The organism is Agromyces soli (assembly GCF_022811605.1).
In the GTDB taxonomy this organism is placed as follows: Bacteria; Actinomycetota; Actinomycetes; order Actinomycetales; family Microbacteriaceae; genus Agromyces; species Agromyces soli.
Window position 1 is genome coordinate 1730235 of record NZ_CP094533.1, and the last position, 23970, is coordinate 1754204.

At 72.6% G+C, this 23970-nt stretch carries 24 protein-coding genes; 16 read left to right on the top strand and 8 right to left on the bottom strand.

Features of this window, described 5'->3' with window-relative positions:
- Positions 1 to 15 precede the first annotated feature (15 nt).
- From MTP13_RS08305 to MTP13_RS08320, 4 genes are all read left to right on the top strand, one after another.
- Positions 16 to 582, top strand: a complete 567-nt coding sequence (locus tag MTP13_RS08305; RefSeq protein WP_243570585.1) for a hypothetical protein — start codon at positions 16 to 18, stop codon at positions 580 to 582.
- 209 nt (positions 583 to 791) lie between these two features.
- Positions 792 to 1346 carry a hypothetical protein gene (locus MTP13_RS08310; RefSeq protein WP_243570586.1) on the top strand — a complete coding sequence of 185 codons (555 nt, stop codon included), beginning with the start codon at positions 792 to 794 and terminating at the stop codon, positions 1344 to 1346.
- Positions 1347 to 1648: 302 nt separating this feature from the next.
- Positions 1649 to 1852, top strand: a complete 204-nt coding sequence (gene cspE, locus MTP13_RS08315; protein WP_189083548.1) for a transcription antiterminator/RNA stability regulator CspE — start codon at positions 1649 to 1651, stop codon at positions 1850 to 1852.
- A 171-nt stretch (positions 1853 to 2023) separates the two neighbouring features.
- Positions 2024 to 2392, top strand: a complete 369-nt coding sequence (locus MTP13_RS08320; protein ID WP_243570587.1) for a TFIIB-type zinc ribbon-containing protein — start codon at positions 2024 to 2026, stop codon at positions 2390 to 2392.
- A gap of 56 nt (positions 2393 to 2448) precedes the next feature.
- On the opposite strand, the gene MTP13_RS08325 is transcribed toward MTP13_RS08320, so the two are convergent.
- On the bottom strand, positions 2449 to 2868 hold the full coding sequence (locus tag MTP13_RS08325) for a VOC family protein (protein WP_243570588.1): 420 nt from the start codon (positions 2866 to 2868) through the stop codon (positions 2449 to 2451).
- A 194-nt stretch (positions 2869 to 3062) separates the two neighbouring features.
- Between MTP13_RS08325 and MTP13_RS08330 the strand changes: the two genes are divergently transcribed.
- The 7 genes from MTP13_RS08330 to MTP13_RS08360 all read left to right on the top strand — a co-directional run bounded on the left by MTP13_RS08330 (position 3063) and on the right by MTP13_RS08360 (position 7677).
- Positions 3063 to 3497 (top strand): ArsR/SmtB family transcription factor, encoded by a 435-nt coding sequence (locus tag MTP13_RS08330; RefSeq protein ID WP_243570589.1) that lies wholly within the window; start codon positions 3063 to 3065, stop codon positions 3495 to 3497.
- Positions 3494 to 3964 carry an SRPBCC family protein gene (locus MTP13_RS08335; protein ID WP_243570590.1) on the top strand — a complete coding sequence of 157 codons (471 nt, stop codon included), beginning with the start codon at positions 3494 to 3496 and terminating at the stop codon, positions 3962 to 3964. Before MTP13_RS08330 ends, MTP13_RS08335 begins: the two co-directional genes overlap by 4 nt.
- Positions 3965 to 4130: 166 nt before the next feature.
- Positions 4131 to 4538 (top strand): hypothetical protein, encoded by a 408-nt coding sequence (locus tag MTP13_RS08340; RefSeq protein WP_243570591.1) that lies wholly within the window; start codon positions 4131 to 4133, stop codon positions 4536 to 4538.
- Between the two features lie 152 nt (positions 4539 to 4690).
- Entirely contained in the window at positions 4691 to 5875 is a 1185-nt protein-coding gene (locus MTP13_RS08345; RefSeq protein ID WP_243570592.1) for a carboxylate-amine ligase, read from the top strand.
- A 70-nt stretch (positions 5876 to 5945) separates the two neighbouring features.
- A complete protein-coding gene (locus tag MTP13_RS08350) occupies positions 5946 to 6203 on the top strand; it encodes a hypothetical protein (protein WP_243570593.1) in 258 nt (85 codons plus the stop codon).
- Positions 6203 to 6718, top strand: a complete 516-nt coding sequence (locus MTP13_RS08355) for a DUF6328 family protein (RefSeq protein WP_243570594.1) — start codon at positions 6203 to 6205, stop codon at positions 6716 to 6718. Before MTP13_RS08350 ends, MTP13_RS08355 begins: the two co-directional genes overlap by 1 nt.
- 35 nt (positions 6719 to 6753) lie before the next feature.
- Entirely contained in the window at positions 6754 to 7677 is a 924-nt protein-coding gene (locus MTP13_RS08360; protein ID WP_243570595.1) for an AEC family transporter, read from the top strand.
- Between the two features lie 3 nt (positions 7678 to 7680).
- On the opposite strand, the gene MTP13_RS08365 is transcribed toward MTP13_RS08360, so the two are convergent.
- Positions 7681 to 9705, bottom strand: a complete 2025-nt coding sequence (locus MTP13_RS08365) for a hypothetical protein (RefSeq protein ID WP_243570596.1) — start codon at positions 9703 to 9705, stop codon at positions 7681 to 7683.
- A gap of 381 nt (positions 9706 to 10086) precedes the next feature.
- Between MTP13_RS08365 and MTP13_RS08370 the strand changes: the two genes are divergently transcribed.
- Positions 10087 to 12567, top strand: a complete 2481-nt coding sequence (locus tag MTP13_RS08370) for a DEAD/DEAH box helicase (RefSeq protein WP_243570787.1) — start codon at positions 10087 to 10089, stop codon at positions 12565 to 12567.
- 28 nt (positions 12568 to 12595) lie between these two features.
- Here the strand turns inward: MTP13_RS08370 and MTP13_RS08375 are convergent, their stop codons facing one another.
- The gene (locus MTP13_RS08375) at positions 12596 to 13045 is read right to left on the bottom strand and encodes a hypothetical protein (protein ID WP_243570597.1); all 450 of its coding nucleotides are present in this window, start codon (positions 13043 to 13045) and stop codon (positions 12596 to 12598) included.
- A gap of 326 nt (positions 13046 to 13371) precedes the next feature.
- Between MTP13_RS08375 and MTP13_RS08380 the strand changes: the two genes are divergently transcribed.
- Entirely contained in the window at positions 13372 to 14901 is a 1530-nt protein-coding gene (locus MTP13_RS08380; protein WP_243570598.1) for an HNH endonuclease signature motif containing protein, read from the top strand.
- Positions 14902 to 14920: 19 nt separating this feature from the next.
- Here MTP13_RS08380 and MTP13_RS08385 read toward each other — a convergent pair whose 3' ends face one another.
- Positions 14921 to 15898 (bottom strand): GNAT family N-acetyltransferase, encoded by a 978-nt coding sequence (locus MTP13_RS08385; protein WP_243570599.1) that lies wholly within the window; start codon positions 15896 to 15898, stop codon positions 14921 to 14923.
- A 170-nt stretch (positions 15899 to 16068) separates the two neighbouring features.
- On the opposite strand from MTP13_RS08385, the gene MTP13_RS08390 reads away from it, so the two are divergent.
- Together MTP13_RS08390 and MTP13_RS08395 are read left to right on the top strand one after the other, a co-directional pair.
- Positions 16069 to 16458: a nuclear transport factor 2 family protein gene (locus MTP13_RS08390; protein WP_243570600.1), complete on the top strand. Its 390-nt coding sequence runs from the start codon at positions 16069 to 16071 to the stop codon at positions 16456 to 16458.
- Positions 16455 to 17567, top strand: a complete 1113-nt coding sequence (locus MTP13_RS08395; protein ID WP_243570602.1) for a DmpA family aminopeptidase — start codon at positions 16455 to 16457, stop codon at positions 17565 to 17567. The genes MTP13_RS08390 and MTP13_RS08395 overlap by 4 nt, the downstream gene beginning before the upstream one ends.
- Before the next feature lie 23 nt (positions 17568 to 17590).
- Here the strand turns inward: MTP13_RS08395 and MTP13_RS08400 are convergent, their stop codons facing one another.
- Genes MTP13_RS08400 through MTP13_RS08415 form a run of 4 tightly spaced genes read right to left on the bottom strand, consistent with a single transcriptional unit; the run spans position 17591 to position 22754 of the window.
- Positions 17591 to 19354, bottom strand: a complete 1764-nt coding sequence (locus tag MTP13_RS08400; RefSeq protein ID WP_243570603.1) for an ABC transporter ATP-binding protein — start codon at positions 19352 to 19354, stop codon at positions 17591 to 17593.
- Positions 19351 to 20238, bottom strand: coding sequence for an ABC transporter permease (locus tag MTP13_RS08405; protein ID WP_243570605.1), 888 nt, complete (start codon positions 20236 to 20238; stop codon positions 19351 to 19353). The genes MTP13_RS08400 and MTP13_RS08405 overlap by 4 nt, the downstream gene beginning before the upstream one ends.
- Before the next feature lie 11 nt (positions 20239 to 20249).
- Positions 20250 to 21236: an ABC transporter permease gene (locus MTP13_RS08410; RefSeq protein WP_243570606.1), complete on the bottom strand. Its 987-nt coding sequence runs from the start codon at positions 21234 to 21236 to the stop codon at positions 20250 to 20252.
- A gap of 3 nt (positions 21237 to 21239) precedes the next feature.
- The gene (locus MTP13_RS08415) at positions 21240 to 22754 is read right to left on the bottom strand and encodes an ABC transporter substrate-binding protein (RefSeq protein WP_243570609.1); all 1515 of its coding nucleotides are present in this window, start codon (positions 22752 to 22754) and stop codon (positions 21240 to 21242) included.
- A 224-nt stretch (positions 22755 to 22978) separates the two neighbouring features.
- On the opposite strand from MTP13_RS08415, the gene MTP13_RS08420 reads away from it, so the two are divergent.
- A complete protein-coding gene (locus MTP13_RS08420) occupies positions 22979 to 23956 on the top strand; it encodes an AraC-like ligand-binding domain-containing protein (RefSeq protein WP_243570610.1) in 978 nt (325 codons plus the stop codon).
- Positions 23957 to 23970 lie beyond the last annotated feature (14 nt).

Here is a 23970-nt window from a genome sequence, read left to right on the forward strand (position 1 = left end):
GCCTAGCGTGCAGGGATGCCTCGAACCCGTCGATCCCTCGCCGCCGCTGCGCTGGCGCTTGGTCTGGCCGCCGTGCTCGCCGGGTGCGATGCGGGGCCGGTCGACCCGCCCTCATCGCCGCCCCCGTCGGCGGCGCCGCCGATCTTCGCGAGCGACGAAGAGGCCCTCGCCGCCGCCGAGGAGGCGTACGCCGCGTACCTTGGCGCGCTGGATCTTGTCGGTGCGGACGGAGGGCATGATCGGACGCCTTTCGACGGCGTCGTCGGCGATGAGTTTCGCAAAGACCTCGATCGGTCCTTCGACGAGTTGCAGGAAGCGGGGGTTCGATCGAACGGAACGACTAGGTACGACCGAATGACGATGGTCGAGATGGCCCATGGGGAGAAGGACGCGAGCTTGACGACCTACGTATGTGTTGATGTTTCCGACGTCCGAGTCCTGAACGAGGAGGGAACTGATGTGACCCCTGAGCGCCCCAACGTAACGCCGTTCCAAGTGCAGTTCGAAAGTGACCCGTCCGCGGAAACGGGCGTGATCGTATCCAGGAGTGTCGCATGGCGTGGCGCGAACTTCTGCTCGTAGGATCCTTGTTCGCTGGAGCTGCCATGAGTTCTGGCGAAGGCATAGAGCTGGATAGCTGGTTCGGGGATGCGCGGATCGAAGGTGGCGGAGTTGCCATCGAGGCCCGCCTGCGCGAGCCGGGTCGACCAAGCTCCGAGGCCAGAGCCGACGAGGAAGACGATCACCCAGAGCCAGTCAGCTCCCCACCCCCTCCGGTGAACTGCAGCCCGATGAACCCGTCGATCTGCGCGGTACCGGACCCCGCCGAGCCCGACCCGCCGGCTCCCGAGGCCGCCGAGCCGGCACTCACGCTCCGCGACGTCGCCTCGTTCAGCCCGGGGTCCTCCACGCTCGCGAGCGAGCCGTCGGGCTGGGCGATCGTCGGGCGGCCAGTGAATCTCATCGCCGACGCCGGCATCGTCGAACGTAGCGGCACGCTGCTGGGCCGCCCCGTCGAGGTCGTGTTCACGCCGGTCTCGTTCGAGTGGGCCGCGTCGACGGGAGAACGGGTCGTGACCGCATCCGCGGGCCGCAGTTGGGATGCGCTCGGCCTCCCGGAGCTCGCGGGCACCGACACCTCGCTCCGCCTCCAGCGCGCGGGGCGCGCCACCGTGAGCCTGACCGTGCACTACACCGCCGAGTACCGATTCGCGGGTTCGGGGTGGCGAGGCATCCCCGGCACCCTGTCCGTCGAAGCCGGTGAGCTCGAGTTCCTGGTCGGCACCTTCGAAACCGTGCTCACCGACGGCGATTGCCGGGCGAATCCCACCGGGCCGGGATGCTGATCGCGTCACACTCCGACACACAGCCGGATCCCGTGCCGATTTCGTGATGTGGAGAGTCTTCCGATGGAAGACACAGGTGGGCTATGTTAGCCAGTACTCCAACTCAGCGGGCGTCCGCCCGTGCCTCCACGTTGATTGCCCGGGGGCGGATCCATCCGTGCGGCATGACCCGATTCGAGTGCGGCCGCCACCAGCGTTCCGCCTCGGCCCCCGCGGGGCGTCCGCGGAGCGCGACGACCGGTCCGGTCGCCTGCGCAGGGCGGGCACGAGCCGCCCATAGGCACGAACGAAGGAAACACAGCATGGCAACCGGAACCGTCAAGTGGTTCAACGCCGAAAAGGGCTACGGCTTCATCTCCCCGGACGACGGCAGCGCTGACGTCTTCGCGCACTTCAGCGCGATCGACGGCAACGGCTACCGCTCGCTCGACGAGGGGCAGAAGGTCGAGTTCGACGTCGCGCAGGGTCAGAAGGGCCCGCAGGCGGAGAAGATCCGCGCGATCTGATCTCGGCACCGAACGACCTGAACGCCGCGGGGTGAACTCCCCGCGGCGTTCATCGTTTCCGGACTGCCGCCCGGATGCCCCGCCGCCCCAGCGTCGCCACAGCTTCGGCCAATACGCTCACGGGAATCGGATCGCCCGATCCGGCGACACGCACCTGGAAGGAACAGTCCGATGCAGTGCCCCGTTGACGGCGCCGTGCTCGTGATGAGCGAGCGCAGCGGAATCGAAATCGACTACTGCCCCACCTGCCGCGGCGTCTGGCTCGACCGCGGCGAGCTCGACAAGATCCTCGAGCGCGCCGCTCGCGAGCAGGGCGCGCAGGCGCCCCAGCAGTCGGCCCCGCAGCAGCCGCAGTACCAGCAGCCGCAGTACCAGCAGCCCGCGCAGCAGGGCAGTCAGAACCCGATGGACCTGCTGCGTCAGATGACCGGCCAGGGCCAGGGCTACGAGCAGCGCGGCTACGACGACCGCCGCGGCTACGACCAGGGCTACCCCCGAAAGAAGAAGAAGGAGAGCTGGCTCTCCGAGCTCTTCGACTGAGTCGGCCCGCCGCCAGCGCGGGGGCGCGGGAGCGCGGGCCCACGCGCACGCGCGCGCTACGCCTGCGGGCCGCCCGAGATGTTCACGACCCAGCTGATCCCGAAGCGGTCGACCAGCATGCCGAACGCGTCGCCCCACGGTGCCACGACGAGGGGCTCGACGACCGTGCCGCCGTCGACGAGCCGGTCGTAGTAGCCGCGCAGCACGGCGTCGTCATCGCCCGAGAGCGAGACCGAGAAGCCGGCCGCGGGGCGGTACTCCAGATGCGAGGGGGTGTCGGCGGCCATCAGCGTGACGCCGTGCTCGCCGTCGATCTGGCCGTGCATGATCTTGTCGGCGTCGGCCGAGTCGTCGGCCTGGCCGAAGTCGGCGAAGGTCGACATGTTCAGCGTGCCGCCGAACACCGAGTGGTAGAACTCGAGCGCCTGGCGCGCCTCGTCGCGGAAGTTCAGGTACGGATTCAGCGTGACGGACATCACTGCTCCTTCGATCGAATCGGTTTCGCGCCGATTCTGCTCCCCTCGTGGGCCGCGCGCGAGGGGTGCGCGTGAATTCGAACCGACGACTTCCGCAGATCGCTTGACGTGCAGGATGCCTCGGCGTATCTTAATCAACTATCAGGTTGATCAAACTATAAGTTGATCACCCACTGAACGAGAGGAGGCGCGAGATGATCCTGGACCCGTCGTCCGACGACCGCCTCGACCGCGCCTTCCTCGCGCTCGCCGACCCGGTCCGCCGCCGCATCGTCGCCCGCCTGAGCCGCGGGCCCGCGACGGTCAACGAGCTCGCCGAGCCGTTCGCCATCAGCAAGCAGGCGGTGTCGAAGCACATCCAGGTGCTCGAGCACGCCGGGCTCGTCACGCGCACGCGCGACGCGCAGCGCCGGCCCGTGCACCTCGACCCCGCCGCGCTCGAAGCCCTCACCGCGTGGATCGACCGCTACCGGCTGATCCACGAGCAGCGTTTCCGTTCGCTCGACGCGCTGCTCGCCGACGACTCGCCAGTGGGCGGGTCGCCCTCCCCGAAGCAGGATGCCTCGGTCGAGGCATCCGACCCGGGTGCCGGCGCCGCCGGCCCCGCACCGGAATCGAGTCCATCATGACGAACCCCGTCACCATCACCGCCCCCGAGGGCCTGCCCTTCATCGACATCGTCCGAGAGTTCGACGCGCCCGTCGAGCGTCTCTTCCGGGCGCACCGCGAGCCCGAGCTCGTGAAGCAGTGGCTCGGGCCGAACGGCTACGAGATGCAGATCGAGCAGTGGGACTTCGTGAGCCACGGCGGCTACCGCTACGTCCACACCGACGGTCAGGGCGAGCGCTACGCGTTCAACGGCAGCTTCCACTCCGTGCGCGAGAACGAACTCGCCGTGCAGACCTTCGAGTTCGAGGGCTACCCCGACGTCGTGGCCATCGAGACGATCCGGTTCGAGGACCTCGGCGGCGGCCGCACCCGGCTCGCCATCCACTCGGTCTACCCGAGCGTCGAGGCCCGCGACGGCATGGTCGCGAGCGACATGGAACGCGGCCTCACCGAGGGCTACGCGCGTCTCGACGACGTCGTCGCCTGAGCGATCGGAGCAGCGCCGCTGAGGTCCCGGATCGGGGCTCAGCGGCGCAGTCGTCTCCGCTTCAGGGGTGCCCGGCACCCCCGTTCGCGTCACCCGGCGACCAACCTCGCTCAGGGCATTGCGCGCCGCCCCCCGACGGGGTCATCATGTCCCGGGGAGGGTTGCAATGGGGTGGGACTCGAACGCGGAGCGATCGGCGGTGCGCCTCGTCGGAGCGCCGCCCCCGCCGCCCGGCGAGTTCGACGTCGCAGAGGATGCCTCGGTGTCCGTGCTCGGCCGGCTTCCCGTGGATTCCCTCGTCGACGCGCTCGCCGATTCGCCCCGAGTCGTGCCCTGGGAGGCCGACGTGGTGGTCGCGGTCGTCGACGACGAGCGATCGCTGCACGGCCTCGCGGGCTGGCTGCGCGAGTGCGGCGTGGTCGCCCCGGTCTGGGTGGTGCACGGCGGTGTGCAGGGTCCGGCGCCCGGCGCGGACGCCGTGCGCGGCGTCATGCGCGACGCCGGCTACGGCGCGCTCGTGGTGAGTCGCGTCACCGCTGCCTGGTCGGCGACGCGCTTCGCGATGCCCGCCTGAGCCGGCGCGGGCCCTGAGCCAGCGCACGCCCTGAGACCGCGCGCTCGCATGCAGCGCGCACGCCGTCAAGCCCGTGCGGCGAGGGCGGAAGCGGGGTAGACCGGACGGTGGGGGTCCGTCGCCGCGACTCCCGTGACCGAACGGAGTCGCCGATGACCGGGTTCGACCCAGTGCCCACGGAGGCCTCCGCCTGGACGGCGCCCCCGGCGCCGCGGCTCGGCATCGAGGAGGAGTTCGCCCTCGTCGTGCCGCGCACCCTCGAGCCCGCGGACGCCGCGGCGGCCGTGCGCGAACGACTGGACGAGGTGAGCCTGCCCGGGTCGCCCCGCATCGAGGGCGAGTTCCTCGCCCACCAGCTCGAGTACGCGACCCCGGTCTGCGACGACGCGAGGGCGGCGGCGCCGCTCTTGCTGCGCGCCCGGCGCGAGCTCGCCGCCGCGGCCGCCGGGCTCGGCCTCGGGGTCGCCTCGAGCGGCACGCTGCTGCACGAGGCGGACTCCCCGGAGCCCGCCGACGGCGCCAGGTACCGTCGGATCGCGGCCGACATCCGGGGCCTCCTCGACGACCACCAGGTCTGCGGCATGCACGTCCACCTCGGTTACGACGACCCCGAGCAGCGGATCGAGGCGCTGAATCGCCTGCGCGGCTGGGTCCCGCTGCTGACCGCGCTCGCCGCCAACTCGCCATTCTGGCGCGGTCGCGACACCGGCTTCGCCAGCTGGCGCACGATCCTCCTGCGGCGCTGGGTCTCGATCGGCGTGCCGGCGCCGTTCGCCGACTTCGCGGACTACACGCGCCGCCGCACGCAGGTGCTCGCCGCCGTCGGCGACGACGACGCGGCCCTCGTCACCTGGACGGTGCGCCTCTCGCACCACCTGCCCACGATCGAGCTGCGCTTCGGCGACGCGCAGCTCGAGGTGCGCGACACGGTCGCGATCTGCGGCTTCGTCCGGCTCGTCGCCGCGCGGATGATGCGGATGCCGCAGCCGCCGTCGGCGATCGACGCCGACGTGCTGAACACGGCGGTGTGGACCGCGGCGCGTGACGGGCACGCCGCGCGCGTCCCCCATCCGCTCGGCGAGGGGGTCGCCCCGCTCGGCGCGCTGGTGGAGTGGGCGCTCGACTGGTGCGGTTCGCCGGGGTCGGTGGCGCGCGACGTCCGCTCCCTCCTCGCCCGCGGCTCGGGCGCCGAGCGGCAGCGCCGGGCGTACGCGTCCGGCGGACTCTCCGGGCTCGGCGCCGCGGTGGCCGCCCACCACGGGCCGCTCCGCACCTCCGGGCTAGCACCGGCCGGCGAAGGGGTCAAGCCCGATGCGGCCGAGGCGGCTGTGGAGTAGCTTCATTCTGCCGAGGGCGGCGTCGCGCTCGGCTCGGGGAACACCACATCGGGGAACAAGGGGAGCCGCCATGACCATCGAGGCACCGCAGCCCATCGGCGCGAGACGCGCCATGCTTCCGCCCATCGGCCTCTGGTGGCCGATGCTCGAGCCCACCCTGCAGCGCGAGATCCTGGAGCACCCGAGCGCCCCGCTGCGCCGCGTCGTCGTCCGCCGGATCTACGAGCTGTGCGAGCTCGAACGCTTCCCGATGCGCGATTACGTGCGCCTCAGCGAGAACGAGCGCGCCTACCTCGCAGGCTGGACGCACACCGCGGCCTGGGAGTGATGGCGGCGCACCCGACGGGCGCCGGCCCCGACGCCGACGCCGATCCCGCCGACGGTCGTACTGAGACCGCCACCGAACGGTACGACCGCAACTGGAACGAGCTGCTGCAGGAGCTCCGCGCGGTGCAGACGGGCACACAGATCCTCTCCGGGTTCCTGCTCGCGGTCGCCTTCCAGCCGCGCTTCGACGAGCTCGACCCGTACGCCCACACCCTCTACCTCTGCCTCGTCGTGGCCGCGGGGCTCGCGACCCTGCTGGGGCTCGCCCCGGTGATGCTGCACCGCGCGCTGTTCCGGCAGCACGCCAAGCAGCGCCTCGTGCGCACGGCGAACCGGCTGCTGATCGCCCAGATCGCGGTCGTCTCCTTCATCGCGGCGGGCGTCACGGGGCTCATCTTCGACGTCGCCGCGGGCCGCGAGATCGGCGTGCTCGCGCTCTGCATCGCGGCGGTCGTCGTCATCGGCTTCTGGTCGATCATGACGTGGACAGGATGGCGCGCACGCCTCGACCCGTAGGCTCGGCGTGTGGATGACCCGACCGGACCGGCCGCATGATCGGCGTGCTCACCGGCTTCGTCGTCATCGCGCTCGCCGTCGTCGTCGGCTGGATCACCGCCCGCTCTGGCCTGTTCGGCCCCGAAGCCCGGCCGGTGCTCGCGAAGCTCACCTTCAACGTGCTCGCCCCGTTCCTGCTGTTCTCGGTGCTCTCGACCGCGAACGTGCAGCAGTTGTTCTCGACCCTGCTGCCCGTCTCCGCGATCGCGGCCGCGACGATGATGCTGCTGTTCGGCCTCGTGTCGATGCTGCTGCTCCGCCGTCGGCTCGCCGACACGGTGATCGGTTCCCTCGCCTCCGGCTACGTGAACGGCAACAACATCGGCATCCCGATCGCGGTGTACATGCTGGGCGACGCGGCACTGTCGGTGCCGATCGTGCTGCTGCAGCTCCTGCTCTTCGCCCCGGTCGCGCTCGCGGTGCTCGGCGCCGTCGTGGAGCGGCGCACCTCGGTCGCCGCGATCGTGCGCGGCACGCTCACGAACCCGATCATCGTCGGTTCGCTCGCGGGGGTGCTCGTCGCCGTCAGCGGGATCGAGCTGCCGCCGATCGTGCTCGACCCGATCGAGCTCATCGGGCACGCGGCCGTGCCGCTCATGCTCATCTCCTACGGGATGTCGCTGCACGGCCGCCGGCTGCTCGCACCGGGCGGCGCACGGGTCGAGGTGTTCATCGCCGCCGGGCTGAAGCTCCTCGCGATGCCCGTCGTGGCGTGGGCGCTCGGCCGCTTCGTCTTCGGGCTCGACGACGCCTCGCTCTACGCGGTCACCGTGCTCGCCGCGCTGCCGACGGCGCAGAACGTCTTCAACTACGCGCAGCGCTACGAGACCGCGGAGGTGCTCGCGCGCGACACCATCTTCGTGACCACGGTGGGTGCGGTGCCGGTGCTCACCGTCATCGCGCTGCTGCTCGGCACCTGAGGCTCAGCTGCGCCAGCCGTGCAGCACGCGGGCCCAGAACCGGGACCACGCCGTCGCCGGGGCGAGCAGGCGGCGGCGCGCGGCGAGCTCGTTCCGGTAGGCCGGGCTCGCGAGCGCTCGCCCGATCGTCATGGGCGGCTGGAGGTCGGCGGTCGCGCTGGTTCCGCCGGCGACGCGGCGGGCGGGCACGACGACGGGCGACGGGGCGAAGCGCGGCTCGGCGATCACGAAGGCGGCGACGAGCCCGATGCCGAGCCCCCAGGCCCACAGCGCCGCCGCGGGCAGCGGCGGCGTCGTCCACGCGGCGATCGCGCACCACACGGTCATCGCGGCGAGCGCGACGTAGCCGACCCGGGGGAGCGCGGTCAGCACGAGCCAGCGCCGCGCCTCCATCGGGCAGCGCTGCCAGACGAGCGAGCGCTGGGTGACGCCGTTCAGCAGCTGGTTCAGCCAGATCAGCAGGGCCGCGACGAGGGCGGCCGCGATGAGCCATCCCCAGTCCGTCAGCCGGCCCTCGTCGACGAGCCAGGCGACCGAGGCGAGGGCATCGCTCGCCGGCGCGCCCGTGAAGACGCCCGCGACGGCGCCGACCGCGAGGGCGACGGTCTCGACGAGCCACGCGAAGGCGGCGGATGCCGCGGGCAGCCCGGGCAGGATCGCAGCCGTGACGAGGGCCGCGAGCAGGTTGGTGCCGAGCGACTTCTTGTCGATCACGGCGAGCCGGTTCTCGAGGTACTCCACCTCGGCGGGTCGGGCGGCGAGCGCCGGGCCGAGCAGGTGCCTGGCGGTCGGATCGACGACCTGGACGACGTTGCGGTAGTACTCGCTGTGATCGAGGAACGGCTGGCTCGTGTTGTGCACCGCGTGCTCCTCGGGTCCGAGCGCGGTGTCGCCGGATCGGGGGAAGTACGCGGCGCGCCAGCGCTCGCGCGCCGCGCGCCGGGTGTCGGCGATCGGCCCGGCGGAGAACGGATCCCAGACCGCCCAGTGGTTCGCCCAGGCGACCGGGTGCGCAGGCGACGCTCCGATCCAGTTCGCGACGGGGGCGTAGCGGTCGCTGCGGCCGCGCCAGTTCTCGCGGCCGAGCAGCACGACGGCCGCGCCGACGGTGGTCAGCCGGCGCACGTTGAACGCGGCGGGGTCGAGCTCCTCGAAGAGCGCGAACGTCGACACCGCGGCGCCCTGCGAATGCGCGAACAGGTGCACCTCCCCGTCGTCGCCGACGAGCTCGCGCGCCCGGGCGAGGGCGTCGCGCACGACGAGTCGCATCGCGGAGGCCCGCACCGGCCGCTCCTTCCAGGCCGCGACATCGCCGATCGAGCCCACCAGCGCATCGAGCACGCCCTGGGCGAGGTCCTTGAACCAGGGGATCAGCAGCAGCGGGCTGAGCAGCGGCAGGATCGGGGTCAGCACGACCCCGAGCAGCACGACCCCGAGCCACACGGCCGCGAACACCACGGTGAGCACCGCGACGCGCACGATGTCCACGATCGCGGTGAGCGTGCGGCCGATCAGCAGCCGGTCGTGCGGCGGGCGCTGGTGCTCGACGAGGGTCAGCCAGGGCAGCATCACGAGGGTCTGCCGGAAGAGGCCGAGCATGCGGGTGAGCGCGCGCCACATGAACGGCACGGCCCAGCGGAACACCTGCGCGCGCGACATCGGCACGAACGACTCCGACCAGCGCGCCTCGACGATCGCGATGCGACGACGGGTGGTCTCGGCATCCACCACCGCGCCGTCCTCGATGCGCCCGGTGCCGCGCGTCGGGAAGGCGACCGTCGCCGTCACGATCGGCACGTCGCCCGTGAGCTCGGAGTCGACGATCGTCACACCGTGCTCGTCGCGACCGCCGATGATGCGGTCGCGGGCGATCCAGTCCATCCGTTCGAGCAGCGGCTCGGCCCACTCGAGCAGGATCTGGCTCGTGTACGCGCTGCCCATGCCGTGCACGACGACGAGCGCGCTGTCGAACGCGCCGGGCTCCGGAGCCTTCGCCGACTCGCGGCCGGCGTCTTCGGCGATGAGCATCGCGGTCTCCTCTCGGGCAGGCGGGCTGAGCGAACGCTACTGGCGCGGCGGACGGGCCGGCAAGCACGATGTCCCTGGTGCCCGCTCCGGGGCGAGTTCAGGGTCACCACTGAGGCGGCGCATTCCGCGCCCGCCCTAGCGTGAGCACTGGACCGCACCCCGCCGTGACTGCAGGGGGAACTGATTCCGGCGGGTGCGTCCGCTGAGAGCCGGCCCGATCGCGACCCGAACCGCGGTCATGGGCCGGCTCCCCCCGTTCCGGCACGGAGGGGGCCAAGCCGGGACGGGGCAGCGCCGTCCGGCTGCCGGTCGCCGTGACAGACTCGACGGGTGACCGACGCGCTCCTCGACCTCGTCCCGCGGCCCTACGACGCGGATGCGATGTACGACGCCTTCGTCGGCTGGGCCGAAGGCCGCGGCTTCTCGCTCTACCCCGCGCAGGACGAGGCGGTCATCGAGATCGTGTCCGGCGCGAACGTCATCCTGTCCACGCCGACCGGCACCGGCAAGTCGCTCGTCGCCGTCGCGGCGCACGCGACGGCCGTCGCGACGGGCGGGCGCAGCTACTACACGGCGCCGATCAAGGCGCTCGTCTCCGAGAAGTTCTTCCAGCTCGTGGAGGTGTTCGGCGCGGCGAACGTCGGCATGGTCACGGGCGACAGCTCGGTGAACGCCGATGCGCCGATCGTCTGCTGCACGGCGGAGATCCTCGCGAACCTGGCGCTCCGCCGCGGCGCCGACGCCGACGTCGACCAGGTCGTGATGGACGAGTTCCACTACTACGGCGACCCCGAGCGCGGCTGGGCGTGGCAGGTGCCGCTGCTGCTGCTCACGAAGGCGCAGTTCGTGCTCATGTCGGCGACGCTCGGCGACGTCGCGGCGATCGCCGAGGACCTGTCGGCGCGCACCGGCCGGACGACCGCCGAGGTCACCGGCGTCGAGCGCCCGGTGCCGCTCAGCTTCTCGTACGCGAAGACGCCCGTGCAGGAGACCGTCGAGGAACTGCTCGAGACGCGGCAGGCGCCCGTCTACATCGTGCACTTCTCGCAGGCCCAGGCGATGGAGCGAGCCCAGGCGCTCTCGTCGATCCGCGTCGTCACGCGCGAGCAGCGGGACGAGATCGCCGAGGCGATCGGCGGCTTCCGCTTCACCACGAGCTTCGGCAAGACGCTGTCGCGGCTCGTTCGCTCGGGCATCGGCGTGCACCACGCCGGGATGCTCCCGCGCTACCGCCGCCTCGTCGAGACCCTCGCCCAGCGCGGACTGCTGCGCGTCATCTGCGGCACGGACACGCTCGGCGTCGGCATCAACGTGCCGATCCGCAGCGTGCTGATCACGGCGCTCGCGAAGTACGACGGGCAGCGGATGCGGCACCTGAGCGCCCGCGAGTTCCACCAGATCGCCGGCCGCGCGGGCCGGGCCGGCTACGACACCGCCGGCACCGTCGTCGTGCTCGCGCCCGAGCACGAGATCGAGAACGAGCAGGCCGTCCGCAAGGCCGGCGACGACCCGAAGAAGCTCAAGAAGGTCGTGCGCAAGAAGCCGCCGGCCGGGCAGATCAGCTGGGGCGAGGGGGCCTTCGAGCGGCTCGTCGCCGCCCAGCCGGAGCCGCTCGTGCCGCAATTGCAGCTCACCGCCGCGATGCTCATCAACGTCATCGCCCGCGGTGGGGACGTCGCCGCGAACGTCGCCGCGCTCGTCTTCGACAACCATCAGCCCCGGGCCCGGCGCTTCGAGCTCGCCCGCCGCGCCCTCGGCATCCTGCGCACCCTGCGCGACGCGGGCGTCGTGACGCTCTCACCGGACCCCGAGGGCACGGCGCTCGGTGTGGAGATCCGCCTCGAGGTGGAGCTGCAGCCGAACTTCGCCCTGAACCAGCCGCTCTCGCCGTTCGCGCTCGCCGCGATCGAACTGCTCGACCCGGAGACGAGCGAACAGGGCACCGGCCACTACGCCCTCGACGTGGTCTCGATCATCGAGTCGACGCTCGACGATCCGCGGCCGATCCTCTCGCAGCAGGAGTTCCGCGCGCGCGGCGAGGCCGTCGCCGCGATGAAGCAGGAGGGCATCGAGTACGAGGAGCGGATGGCGCGCCTCGAGGACGTGACCTGGCCCAAGCCGCTCGAGGAGCTGCTCTCGCACGCGTTCGAGCGCTTCGCCGCGAGCCAGCCGTGGGTGCGCGACTTCGAGCTGCGGCCGAAGACCGTGGTGCGGGACATGTTCGAGCGCAGCATGTCGTTCGGGGAATACGTCGCGCTGTACCAGCTCGCCCGGAGCGAAGGGCTCGTGCTGCGGTACCTCTCGGACGCGTTCCGCGCCATCCGCCAGACCGTTCCGGAGGAGGCGAAGAACGAGGAGCTGCTCGACCTCATCGAGTGGCTCGGCGAGCTCGTGCGCCAGGTCGACTCGAGCCTCGTGGACGAGTGGGCCGAGCTCATCGACCCCGCCGCGCACCTGCCCGAGGACGAGGCGCCCGTCGTGCCGCCCGCGCCGCCCTCGGTCGTCACGAACCGGCGGGCGTTCACCGTGCTCGTGCGGAACGAGCTGTTCCGGCGCGTGCAGCTCGCCGCCCTCGATCGCGAGGAGGAGCTCGTCGAGCTCGACCCCGACGCCGGCTGGCCGGACGCCCTCGACGCCTACTACGCCGAGCACGACGCCATCGGCACCGGACCCGCGGCGCGCTCGCCCCGGCTCGTGACGATCGACGAATCGGATGCCTCGACCGGAACCTGGCGCGCCGAGCAGACGGTGGACGACCCCGCCGGCGACCACGACTGGCGCATCCGCGCGGTGATCGATCTCGAAGCCTCGGCCGAGGCGGGCACCGCCGTGCTCGGCGAGGTGGCGTTCGTGCGGCTGTAGCGCGCCGGCCGCGCCGGTCGTCCCGTGCTCAGTCGCGTCGCGAGGCGTACTGCGGGGCGAGCGAGAGCGCGCTGAAGGTGAACGGGCGGTCGACGCGGATGAACCCGAGCGGGCAGTGCCGCACGCCGGCGGGGATGTAGATCGAGCCCGAGGTCGTGATGATGCGGCGCTCGCCGTCGATCTCCATGTAGATCTCGGCGCCGAGGTCGCGCGGGTTCTCGGGGTCGCTGCCCGTCCAGATGAGCACCTCGTCGTAGTCGTGCACGTGCTCCTGCACCCAGGGGGTCTCCTGGTCGGTCTCGGTGATCCAGACGTAGGTCATGTGGATCGCGCTGTCGTCCTGCGTGAGCCGGCCGACGAGCTCGAGCCCCTCGCCGAGGTTCTCCGGGTCGGGGAGGCCGGCGGCCTCGCCCTCGTCGGTCCAGACGACGTCGAGCAGCGGGAGCGTGGTGTTGAGCAGGTCGTCGATGCGTGCCATGGGGTCCTCCTTGACGTGGCGGGTGGATGCCGGTGCCCGGGCCTGTGCGGCCCGGTGCGCCGGTGTGTTCGACGCTAGGGAGGTCGCCGAGGGGGAGGAAGGCCGGGCCGGACACTGTGCCGGGACCGTCAAGGCGCGGTGCGCGGGCCGACAAACGGTGCGCGGTGCGGCGGTCCGGGGCCGGGTGCGTCGACCCGGGCCAGGCGCTGCGGCCCGGGTCGCCGGGCGCGGCCCTCGTGCTCGATCGCGCCCTCAATCGCGCCGGAAGTGGCGCTATTGCTCGAACACATCTTCGAATTCGGGCGATTCTCGGGGAGAATCGAGGCATGGAGATCAGCCCACCCGATGCCGCGGCCCCTGCGCCCGTGCCCCGAGCGCTCGAGGCGCTCATGGCGCGCGCTGCAGACGTCGGCGCGGTGTGGGCCGGGGCGCTGCTGCGGGAGTCCTCGCCCGCCTCGGTCGAGGCGGATGCGCGGGCGATGAGCGACGACGGGGTCGTCCGGGTCGTCGAGACGCTCGCGGTGCTCGCACGACAGGTCGAGGCGCTGCAGGTGCGGCTCGCCGCGGAACTCGACGATCGCTGCACGGGCATCGCCGGTGACGACGTGGCCAAGGCGATGGGGTTCAGCACTCCGGAGCGGCTCGTCGCGCACGCCACGGGCGGGCGTCAGGCCGAGGCGGCCGCGCTCGTGCGGCTCGGGCGGGCCACGGCCACTCGCCCGTCGTTCACCGGGGGGCTGCTCGCGCCGAAGCGCCCGTTCCTCGCGGCGGCCGTCGAGCGGGGCGAGCTCGGAGTCGAGGCCGCCGAGACCATCCGCCGCTTCCTCGAGCGGGTCGAGCTGCGGGCCGATCCCGGTGAGCTGGCCGCCGCCGAGGAGTTCCTGGTGCAGCGGGCCGCTCGCACGGGGCAGCGCGTCGCCGCCTGCACGGCGGTCGGGGCCGACGGCCTCGCGCGGCTCGTGAAGCGTCTCGAGGCGCAGCTCGACCCCGACGGGGTGAAGCCGCGCGAAGACGAGCTCCGCGCGCGTCGGGGCCTCACCCTCTGGCAGGACGCCAGCGGCATGATCCGCGTGCGCGGCGCGCTCGACCCCGTCGGCGGCGCGGCGCTGCGTTCCGCGCTCGACGGGCTCGTCGGCGCGGAGCTGCACCGCGCGAGAGACGCTCGCGCGCCGTTCGGGGCTCGGGCCCGGCATGCCGCCGCAGACGCGGCGGTCGACGGCGACCCCGCCCTCGCCGAGCATCGGACGATCGCGCAGATGTACGCCGACGCGCTCGTCGACGTGTCGCGCCACGCGCTCGGCTGCCGGGCGATGCCCGTGCTCCGTCAGGCGATGGTCGTCGCCCGGGTCGAGCTCGAGGCGCTCGTCGCGGGCCGGGGCTCGGCCACGATCGACGGCATCGAGCAGCCGGTCTCGCTCGACGCGGTCCGCGAGCTGGTGAGCTCGGCCGGTCTCGCGCCGCTCGTCGTCGGTTCCGGTGACGAGCCGCTGCACCTGGGCCGATCGGCACGGTTGTTCACCCCCGCGCAGAAGCTCGCCCTGGCGGATCGCGACGGCGGGTGCGCGTGGCCCGCCTGCACGAGGCCGCCCTCGCACACCGAGGCGCACCACATCGCCTGGTGGGGCAGAGACGACGGGCCGACCGATCTCGACAACGGTGTGCTGCTCTGCAGCCACCATCACCACCGGGTGCACGACGACGGCTGGCGCGTGCGCATCCGCGATGGGCGCAGCTGGTTCGTGCCGCCGGCGCACCTCGACCCCGAGCAGCTGCCGCGCCCCGGCAACACCTCGATCGACCGGGAGTTCCGCCGGCGGCTCCAGGAGCGCCGTGCGCCCGCGCCCGCGGTGGCGTGAGCGGTCGCGAGCGCGAGCGTCAGCGGCGTGCGGCCGGGATCGGGGCGAAGACCGCGGGCCGGCGCTGCCACTCGGTGATCACGGGGCGATAGCCGCTCCGCGACCAGAACGGCCCTGAGCGAGGATTCGCCGCCGCGTAGCTCAGCAGCACGTACGGGGCGCCGGCGGCGTCGAGCGCATCGTGCGCGAGCTGCAGGAACGCCGTGCCGAGTCCCGCCCCGCGCTCCGACTCGTCGAGATACATCACCACGAGATACTGGCCGCCGCCCATGGCGAGCACCTGCGAGTCGGGCTCCGGCGACTCCGCGTCCGGCATCACGTGGATGTACCCGGTGATCTCGCCGTCGCGCTCGAGCACCCAGGTGGTCTCGGGGGCACGCTCGAGTCTCGCGCGGTACTCCGCGGCGAAGCCGGTGTCGGCGCCGTCGCGCACGGTGACGCCGGCGAAGTGCGCGTCGAGCTCGAGCAGGCGCGCATCGAGCACGCCGAGCCGGTCGGCGTCCGCCGCCGTCGCGAGCCGCACGACGGCGCCGTCGAGCCGCTGCGGCAGCACGGGAGCCGTCGTCGCCGCATCACGCGGACGGAGCCGCACGGCGCGCACGCCAGTCGGGCCGAAGCCGCGCGCGTAGAGGGCGTTGACGAGGGCGATGTCCCGCGTGGGCAGCGAGATGCGCGCGCTGCTGTCGAAGTCGCCCGGGGTCTCGGTCTCGGCGATCCGCTCGAGCCAGGCGTCGAGCACCCGCTCGACCGCGGCGATCCGATCGGCGTCCTCGCCGGCGCTCCGCAGCTCCAGGGTGTGCCGGCGCAGGGCGCCCCAGACCGCGTCGATCGTGGCGGGGTCGACCGCTTCGAAGCCCGCGATCGCTTCCGCCCGGCCGTCGCCCGCGATCGCCGCCAGGTAGCCCGGCGCGTCCTCGTCGAGCTCCGCGCCGGCCGGGGCGATGGCGGGGTCGAGTGCGCGGACGCGCTCGTCGTGGGCCTGCGTGATGCGCGGCATCCGCGCCTCCTCTCGGGTCGTCGCTCCAGGCTACGGAGCATCCGCCGCCCGGCGGTTGACTCTCCCCGAAGCCCGATTGGCATCCCCCGCACGTCTCCGTCGGCACGGGTCCGCCGCCGCTCCGGCGCGGCGAGACTGGCCCTCTCCCATCACGAAAGGACGCTGCCGCCATGAGCAGTCTCGACCTCGTCAACGCCCACTACGCCGCCTCCGCGCGCGGCGACCTCGAGGGGATGATCGCCGACTTCGCCGACGACATCGTCTGGACCGAGTGCGCCGGCTTCCCGACGGCGGGCACCTACATCGGCCCCGCCGCCGTCGTCGACGGCGTGTTCGGCCCCACCGCGGCCGAATGGGAGGGCTTCGCCGTCTCGGTCGACCGCACGATCGCCGACGGCGGCACGGTCATCGCGCTCGGCCGCTACACCGCGACCCACCGCGGCAGCGGGCGCGCGCTCGACGCGCGCACCGTGCACGTCTGGACGGTCGAAGGAGATCGCATCGTCGGCTTCGAGCAGATCGCCGATTCCCACCTCGCGGTCGCGGCGGCCCGGCCATGACCCGGGCGAGCGAGCTCGGGATCGTGGTCGGCGAGCTGCCGGCCGGACCGAACGACGCCATCACCGACGTCGCGGGTGTCCGGGTCGGGCACACCACCCTCATCTCCGGTGACGGGCCGCTCCGCGTCGGCGAGGGGCCCGTGCGCACCGGCGTCACCGTCGTGATCCCGCGCGAGGAGCCGTGGCACCGTCCCCTGTTCGCGGCCCCGTTCCGCCTGAACGGCAACGGGGAGCTCACCGGCCTCGAGTGGGTCCGCGAGTCCGGCACGCTGACGAGCTACCTCGCCCTCACGAACACGCACAGCGTGGGCGTCGTCCGCGACGCGCTCATCGCCGACGAGGCCAGGCGCCGGGGCGGCGACCGCGCCTTCTTCTCCCTCCCGGTCGTCGGCGAGACCTGGGACGGCGTGCTCAACGACATCAACGGCTTCCATGTCCGGCCCGAGCACGTCAGGGCGGCGATCGAGGCGGCGAGCGGCGGCCGGGTCGAGGAGGGCAGCGTCGGCGGCGGCACCGGCATGATGGCGCACGGCTTCAAGGGCGGCATCGGCACGGCCTCCCGGCTCGTCCCGGCCGAGTCCGGCGGTTACACGGTCGGCGTCCTCGTACAGGCGAACCACGGCAGCCGCGCCCGACTCCGAGTGAACGGCGTGCCCGTCGGCGAGCGCTTCGAACGCGAACTGCCGCCGGTCGAGCGCTTCTTCGACCGGATGAGCGAGGAGGAGGGCTCCATCATCGTGCTGGTCGCGACCGACGCGCCGCTCCTGCCCACCCAGTGCGCACGCCTCGCGAAGCGCGCGGCGCTCGGCATCGGGCGCATGGGCGGCGCCGGCGAGAACGGCAGCGGCGACCTCGTGCTCTGCTTCAGCACCGGCAACGACGCGGTCCCCGGCGGCTTCGACCGCGGCAGCGCGCTGACCAGCACGGTGGAGGTGCTCGCGAACGAGCACATCGACCCGCTGTTCTACGCGGCGATCGAGGCCACCGAGGCGGCGATCCTGAACGCGATGCTCGCCTCGCCGACGATGGTCGGCGCGTCCGGCTTCACCGCGCCCGGCATCCCGCACGAGCTTCTCGTCACCGCGCTCGCCGAGGCCGCGGGCCGCTGACCGCCGTGCCGCCGGCGCTCGCCTCACCCGGCGAGTGCCGGCAGCTCGAGCGTGTCGGCGAGCAGCCCCTGCGTGTACGGATGGCTCGGCCGATCGAGCACCGCAGCGGTCTCGCCGCGCTCGACGACGTGCCCTTCGCTCAGCACGACGACCGAGTCGGCGATGCTCCGCACGATCGCGAGGTCGTGGGTGACGAACAGCATCGCGAGGCCCTCGTCGATGAGTCCGCGCAGCAGCTCGATGACCGAGGCCTGCACGGACACGTCGAGCGCCGACGTGACCTCGTCGCAGAGCAGCACCTTGGGCTCGCACGCGAGCGCCCGCGCGATCGCGACCCGTTGGCGCTGGCCGCCCGACAGCTCGGCGGGGTACCGCTCCGCCAGGCGCGCGGAGATCTCGACGCGCTCGAGCGCCTCCGCGACGACCGCGCCGGTGCGGCGGCCGTCCGAGCCGAACAGCCGGAGGGCCGCCGCGATGCTCGAGCCGACCGTGCGCCTCGGGTTCAGCGAGCCGAACGGGTTCTGGAAGACGTACTGCAGCTCCCGGCGCGCGGCGGCCGGTCGTGCCCGTGCCGTCAGCGGCAGCTCCTCGCCGTCGAGCCGCAAGCGACCCTCGTACTGCTCGTGCAGCCCGATCAGGCACCGCGACAGGGTCGACTTGCCGCTGCCGGACTCGCCCACGACGGCGAGGCACCGGCCGGGCTCGAGCTCGAGCGAGACGTTGAACAGCACCTGGCGCTCGCCGTAGTGCGCGTCGATCCCCTCCGCCTCGAGCACGGCGGGCCGGCAGACGAGCCCGGGACGCTCCGGCCGGTCGGCGACCCTGGTGATGCGCGTGAGGCGCTGCACCTCGTCCGCGCGCACGCAGCGGACGAGCCGCCCGCCGGGTTCCGCCTCGAGCGGCGGGCGTTCGAGGCACGCGTCCGTGGCGAAGTCGCAGCGCGCGCGGAACACGCAGCCGGCGTCGCGCTCGCCGACGCCGGGGGCGCGGCCGCGGATGGGATGCAGCACCTGGCGCTCCCTCGCGGACGGCACAGCCGCGAGCAGCGCCCGCGAGTACGGGTGCCGCGGCGCGCCGAGCAGCGCATCGGTCGGGACGAGCTCGACGAGCTCGCCGCCGTACATGACGATCACCCGGTCGGCGACGTCGGCGACGACCGCCAGATCGTGGCTCACGTAGATCGCGGCGATGCCCTCGTCGGCGCAGAGCTGCTTCACGAGCGCGAGCACCTTCGCCTGCGTCGAGACGTCGAGTCCCGTGGTGGGCTCGTCGAGGACGATCACGCGCGGCCGGGCGACGACGGCCATGGCGATCGCGATGCGCTGCTGCTGCCCGCCGGAGAGCTGGCGGGGCTTCCGGCGCAGGAAGGCGTCGTCGGCGGGCAGGCCGACGGTGCGGAGCACCCGGCGGATCCGGTCGAGATTCTCGGCGGGCGGGCCGTCGAGGCTCTCGAGGAGCTGGGTGCGCAGGGCGAGCGCGGGGTTGAGCGCGGTCGCCGGGTCCTGCGCGACGTAGGCGGCGAGGCGGCGTCGCGCGTCGCGCAGCTCGCCGCCGCGGAGGGCGAGCAGGTCGACGCCGTCGATGACGACCCGTCCGCCGGCGATCCGGGCGCCGGGCCGGGCGAAGGCGAGCAGCCCGAGGGCGACGGTGCTCTTGCCGGAGCCGGACTCGCCGACGACGCCGAGCACTTCGCCCGGCCCGAGCGCGAACGACAGCCCGTCGACGATGCGCGCCTCGTCGGCGTCGCGGACGATGGTGAGGTCGGCGACCTCGAGCGTGGCGGTCATTCCGCCCTCCCTTCGGTGCGGGCGATGACCCGGGCGGCGCCCTCGGCGATGAGGTTGCCGGAGACGGTGTAGACGACGATCATGACGACCGGGGCGAGCACGGCGAGCGGCTGGATGCCGAGGCCGGTGCGGTTCTCGCTCACCATGAGTCCCCAGTCGGCCGCGGGCGGCTGGATGCCGTAGCCGATGAAGCTCATCGAGGCGAGGATGCCGACGGCCCACATCAGCCGCACGCCGAGTTCGACGAAGAGCGGGGAGGAGACGTTGGGCAGCAGCTCCGTCCGCAGGATGGTGGCGCTCGGCATCCCGACCGCCTTCGCCCACTGCACGTACTCTCGTCCGATCACCGGCAGCGCAGCGCCGCGGATGACGCGGGCGACGCCGGGCACGAGCGCGACGACGACGAGCGTCACGAGCAGCCACGGCAGCGGCCCGAACACGGCGACGAAGAGCAGGGTCAGCAGGATCCCGGGGAACGCGAGCACGACGTCCATGGCGCGCATCAGCAGCGTGTCCACCCAGCCGCGCCAGTAGGCGGCGGCGAGGCCGACGGCGGCGCCGATCGCGACCGCGAGCACGGCGGAGGTCGGGGCCATCCAGGCGAGGTAGGCGCCGCCGTGCAGCACCCGGGAGAGCACGTCGCGCCCGAGCTGGTCGGTGCCGAGCCAGATGCCGGGCGAGGGCGGCGCGTAGGGTGCGCCGACCGGCTGGCTCGGGTCGAACGGCGCGAGCAGCCCGCCCAGGAAGGCGAAGGCGGTCGTCGCGGCGAGCAGCAGCACGCCCCAGCGGACTCGCGGTGCGGCCCAGAGCCGGCGGAGGCCGGCGCCCCTGGCGCTCGGTTCTCGGCTCGCTGCGACGGCCTCGGTCCTCGGCGGTGCGCTCATGGCGGGTCCTTTCAGCGTCCCTGCGGCTCGCCGCCGGCCAGGAGGTCGGCGACGAGGTTCAGCACGTAATAAGTGGCGGCGATGAGCAGCACGATGGCCTGGATCACCGGGAGGTCTCGGTTGTTGACCGCTTCGACGAGGGCGGCCCCGATGCCCGGGAACGCGAAGAGGTACTCGACGACGACCACGCCGCCGACGGTGTACGCGGCGACGAGGCTCGCCGCGGGGATGACCGGGCCGAGCGCGTTCGGCAGCGCGTGCCTGGCGAGGATGCGCGGGGTCCCGAGCCCCTTGAGCCTGGCGGTCTGCACGTACTCGCTCGACATCGCGTCGATGAAGGCGATCCGCACGAGCCGGCCGAGGTACATCACCCCGCTCACGACGAGCGTGAGCACGGGCAGCACCATGGCCTCGGGGTGCGCGAGCGGGCTGTCGCCGGGCGGGATGAACGAGACGGGCGGGAGCAGGTGGAAGACCGTCGTGCCGAGCAGGGCGATGAGCACGGTGCCGGTCACGAACTCGGGCGTCGCGTTCACCACGATGGACGTGCCGAGGAAGCCCTGGTCGAAGGCGCGGTCGCGCCGCTGCGCGGCGACGATGCCGACGAGCAGCGAGATCGGCAGCATGATCAGCATCGCGACGACGCTGAGGGTCAAGGAGTTCCGGATGCGTCCCGCGAGCAGCTCCGAGACGGGCATGCCGTTCACGAGCGAGGTGCCGAAGTCGCCCCGCAGCACGCCCCACAGCCAGGTGCCGTACTGCTCCCAGATCGGCCGGTCGAGGCCGAGCTGCTCGCGCAGCGTCGCGAGCGTCTCCGGGGTCGCGCGGGTGCCGAGCACCACGCGGGCGACATCGCCGGGCATGGCCTGGGTGACGAGGAAGATGAGCAGGGAGACGACGAGCAGCGTGCCGACGCCCTGCGCGACGGCGAGGGCGACCGCCCGGGCCCGCCGCGTGGAGCGCGACGGGGCCGGGGCGGCCAGCAGTTCGACGGCCATCGGCTACTTCTCGATCGTGACGCCGCGGTAGTCGATCGAGGTGCGGCCGTACAGGTCGGCGTGGAGACCCTCGACGCCGGCTCGGTAGGCGACGACGCTCTGCGGGTAGGCGGGGACGATGTTGCCGCCGCCGTCGCGCTCGATCTCCTGCAGCCGGGTGATCATGCCGCACTGCTCGGCGTGGTCGACCGTGCCCATCATCTGCAGCGCCAGCTCCGTGTAGGCGGGGTCGTCGAAGTGGGTCGCGTTCTCGACGCCGTCCGGGAGGAAGTGGGTCGCTGCCGTGATGACGTAGGGGCTGCCCGAGTACCCGATGAAGAACGGCCAGTCGCCCCAGCCGTTCAGGAAGGTCGCGGTGTCGAGCTTCTTCACGGTCACGGTGATGCCGGCGCCGGCGGCCTGCTGGGCGTAGAGCTGGGCGGTCTCCATCATCCCGGGGAAGACGCCGTCGGTGACGAGGTCGAGCTGGAGGTCCTGCTGCCCGGCCTCGGCGAGCAGCTGCTTCGCCCGCTCGAGGTCCTGCGCGCGCTGCGGCACGTCTGGCGCCGGGCAATCCGTGTTGTTGCCGAGGAAGTCGTTGCCGAGCGAGGCGTAGCCGCCGAAGGCGTTGTCGATGATCTGCTGGCGGTCGACGACGAGCTTCAGCGCCTCCTGCACGCGGGGATCGTCGAAGGGCGCCTGGTCGACGCGCATCGACATGGTCAGGTAGCTGCCGCTCTCGCTGACGAGGGTCTTCAGGTTCGGGTCCGCCTCGAGCGCCGGCACGTCCGTGAACGGCACCGAGTAGGCGACGTCGATCTGGCCGCCGCGGAGGGCGTTCGTGATCGCGGGCTGGTCCTGGAAGAACTGGATGCGGAGCCGCTCGAAGCCCGGCTGCTCGCCCCAGTAGTCGTCGAAGCGCACGAGCCGCGCCTCCTGGCCGGGGGTGAAGCTCTCGAGGTCGAACGGCCCGGTGCCGGTCACCTCGCCGGACTCGTCGAGCCCGCGCATCAGCAGGTCCCGCGACGCCCAGGTCTCGGCGAAGGTGCCGGCCGGGCGCAGCAGGTGGAACTCGACGGTCGTGTCGTCGACGGCGACGACGCCGTCGGGGTCGACGAAGTCGATCTGGGCGGCCGCCGGGTAGACGTGCTCGGGGTCGAGCATGAACCGCACGCTCTCGACGACGTCCTCGCTCGTGAAGTCGCTGCCGTCGTGGAGCTTCACGCCCTCGCGGAGCTTCACGGTCCACACGTCGAGCGCGTCGTTCGGCGTCATCGATTCGGCGAGCCGCATCTCGACGCCGCCGTCGGCGTCGTACGCGGTGAGTCCGTCGTAGAGCTGCTGTCTGAGCGAGTCGGCGGAGGCCGAGGAGGTCGCCGTGTACGGCTGGATCTCGTCCTTGTTGTTGCCCACGACGCCGAGCACGAGCTCGTCGCCGGACGCGCCGGCGTCCGTGGCTGCGCAGCCGGCGACCGCCGCGAGGAGCCCGGCGGAGATGAGCGCCGCGGCGAGCCGGCGGCGGAGAGGGATGCGTGACATTGGGGAACTCCTTCGTCCCGGTGCTGGGGGAGGGCGGGGTCGTCGACCTCGCGCTGCCGGCAACCTTCGCCGCTCCGGCGGGCGAGCCTCTACGTGCCCGGGCCATCGTTTCCGAGGATGTCAATGCGTGTGCTGGGAACGACAACTCCGCACACGGCGTCCGTCGAGCGGCTGCTAGCCTGCCCGCACGGCGCGCCGGGGCGCCGGACGAGGCGGTGACGACGATGCATCCACACGACGATCGCGGCGGGGAGTCCGCCGCCGGCATGTCGAGCGTGAGCCGTGGGTTCGCGGCGTTCCGCGAGGCGATGGCCCGCTCGCTCATCCCGATGCAGCTGACGAGCTTCAGCCCGGAGAGCTTCTGGAGCCGGATCAGATCGGCCGAGGCCGATCACGTGCAGCTGACCGAGATCACCGCGTCGCGGCACACCGCCGTGCGGGACGCGGGGCACATCGATGCGCGGGCCGAGGGCTTCCTCAAAGTCAACGTGCAGCTGTCGGGCACGGGACTCCTGATCCAGGACAACCGCCAGGCGCTCCTCCGGCCGGGCGATCTCGCGATCTACGACACCCAGCGCACCTTCTCCCTCGCCTTCGAGGACGACTCGCGCTCCCTCGTCGTGATGTTCCCCAGGGGCTCGCTCGACCTCCCGCCCGAGCTCGTCGACCGGCTGACGGCGGTCACCATCTCGGGCCGCGCGGGCGTCGCGAACCTCGTGGTGCCCTTCCTCTCCCAGGTGGCGTCGAACCTCGACCAGTTGCGCAGCCCGCTCGGGCCGCGGCTCGCGCACAACGTGCTCGACCTGCTCTCCACGACGCTGTCTGCGGAACTCGCCGACAGGGCGCCCGAGCTCGGCCACGGCGCGGCGCTGTTCCACCGGGTGCTCGACTACATCGACGTGAACCTGGGCTCGCCCTCGCTCACCCCCGACGGCATCGCCGCGGCGCACTACGTCTCGACCCGCCACCTGCACGGCCTGTTCCAGGCGCAGGGCACGACGATCGCCTCCTGGGTCCGTGGTCGACGACTCGAGCGCTGCTGCCGCGACCTGCACGATCCCTCGCTCGCCGAGCGGCCGGTGTCGGAGATCGCCCGGCGGTGGGGCTTTCTCGACTCGGCGCACTTCTGCCGGGTGTTCAAAGCGCACTCCGGGCTCACGCCGACGGAGTTCCGGGCGCTCAGCGCGGCTCGAGCCCACTAGGCGCGGTCGAGGAT

Excerpts from the sequence above, each read along its gene's own strand:
- MTP13_RS08385 (WP_243570599.1), bottom strand. The coding sequence starts at position 15,898 with ATGCCGCGCATCACGCAGGCCCACGACGAGCGCGTCCGCGCACTCGAC.
- MTP13_RS08330 (WP_243570589.1), top strand. The coding sequence starts at position 3,063 with ATGATCCTGGACCCGTCGTCCGACGACCGCCTCGACCGCGCCTTCCTC.
- MTP13_RS08325 (WP_243570588.1), bottom strand. The coding sequence starts at position 2,868 with ATGTCCGTCACGCTGAATCCGTACCTGAACTTCCGCGACGAGGCGCGC.
- cspE (WP_189083548.1), top strand. The coding sequence starts at position 1,649 with ATGGCAACCGGAACCGTCAAGTGGTTCAACGCCGAAAAGGGCTACGGC.
- MTP13_RS08415 (WP_243570609.1), bottom strand. The coding sequence starts at position 22,754 with ATGTCACGCATCCCTCTCCGCCGCCGGCTCGCCGCGGCGCTCATCTCC.
- MTP13_RS08345 (WP_243570592.1), top strand. The coding sequence starts at position 4,691 with ATGACCGGGTTCGACCCAGTGCCCACGGAGGCCTCCGCCTGGACGGCG.
- MTP13_RS08310 (WP_243570586.1), top strand. The coding sequence starts at position 792 with ATGAACCCGTCGATCTGCGCGGTACCGGACCCCGCCGAGCCCGACCCG.
- MTP13_RS08400 (WP_243570603.1), bottom strand. The coding sequence starts at position 19,354 with ATGACCGCCACGCTCGAGGTCGCCGACCTCACCATCGTCCGCGACGCC.
- MTP13_RS08360 (WP_243570595.1), top strand. The coding sequence starts at position 6,754 with ATGATCGGCGTGCTCACCGGCTTCGTCGTCATCGCGCTCGCCGTCGTC.
- MTP13_RS08405 (WP_243570605.1), bottom strand. The coding sequence starts at position 20,238 with ATGAGCGCACCGCCGAGGACCGAGGCCGTCGCAGCGAGCCGAGAACCG.
- MTP13_RS08410 (WP_243570606.1), bottom strand. The coding sequence starts at position 21,236 with ATGGCCGTCGAACTGCTGGCCGCCCCGGCCCCGTCGCGCTCCACGCGG.
- MTP13_RS08320 (WP_243570587.1), top strand. The coding sequence starts at position 2,024 with ATGCAGTGCCCCGTTGACGGCGCCGTGCTCGTGATGAGCGAGCGCAGC.
- MTP13_RS08420 (WP_243570610.1), top strand. The coding sequence starts at position 22,979 with ATGCATCCACACGACGATCGCGGCGGGGAGTCCGCCGCCGGCATGTCG.
- MTP13_RS08335 (WP_243570590.1), top strand. The coding sequence starts at position 3,494 with ATGACGAACCCCGTCACCATCACCGCCCCCGAGGGCCTGCCCTTCATC.
- MTP13_RS08340 (WP_243570591.1), top strand. The coding sequence starts at position 4,131 with ATGGGGTGGGACTCGAACGCGGAGCGATCGGCGGTGCGCCTCGTCGGA.
- MTP13_RS08350 (WP_243570593.1), top strand. The coding sequence starts at position 5,946 with ATGACCATCGAGGCACCGCAGCCCATCGGCGCGAGACGCGCCATGCTT.
- MTP13_RS08375 (WP_243570597.1), bottom strand. The coding sequence starts at position 13,045 with ATGGCACGCATCGACGACCTGCTCAACACCACGCTCCCGCTGCTCGAC.
- MTP13_RS08305 (WP_243570585.1), top strand. The coding sequence starts at position 16 with ATGCCTCGAACCCGTCGATCCCTCGCCGCCGCTGCGCTGGCGCTTGGT.
- MTP13_RS08370 (WP_243570787.1), top strand. The coding sequence starts at position 10,087 with ATGTACGACGCCTTCGTCGGCTGGGCCGAAGGCCGCGGCTTCTCGCTC.
- MTP13_RS08390 (WP_243570600.1), top strand. The coding sequence starts at position 16,069 with ATGAGCAGTCTCGACCTCGTCAACGCCCACTACGCCGCCTCCGCGCGC.
- MTP13_RS08380 (WP_243570598.1), top strand. The coding sequence starts at position 13,372 with ATGGAGATCAGCCCACCCGATGCCGCGGCCCCTGCGCCCGTGCCCCGA.
- MTP13_RS08365 (WP_243570596.1), bottom strand. The coding sequence starts at position 9,705 with ATGCTCATCGCCGAAGACGCCGGCCGCGAGTCGGCGAAGGCTCCGGAG.
- MTP13_RS08395 (WP_243570602.1), top strand. The coding sequence starts at position 16,455 with ATGACCCGGGCGAGCGAGCTCGGGATCGTGGTCGGCGAGCTGCCGGCC.
- MTP13_RS08355 (WP_243570594.1), top strand. The coding sequence starts at position 6,203 with ATGGCGGCGCACCCGACGGGCGCCGGCCCCGACGCCGACGCCGATCCC.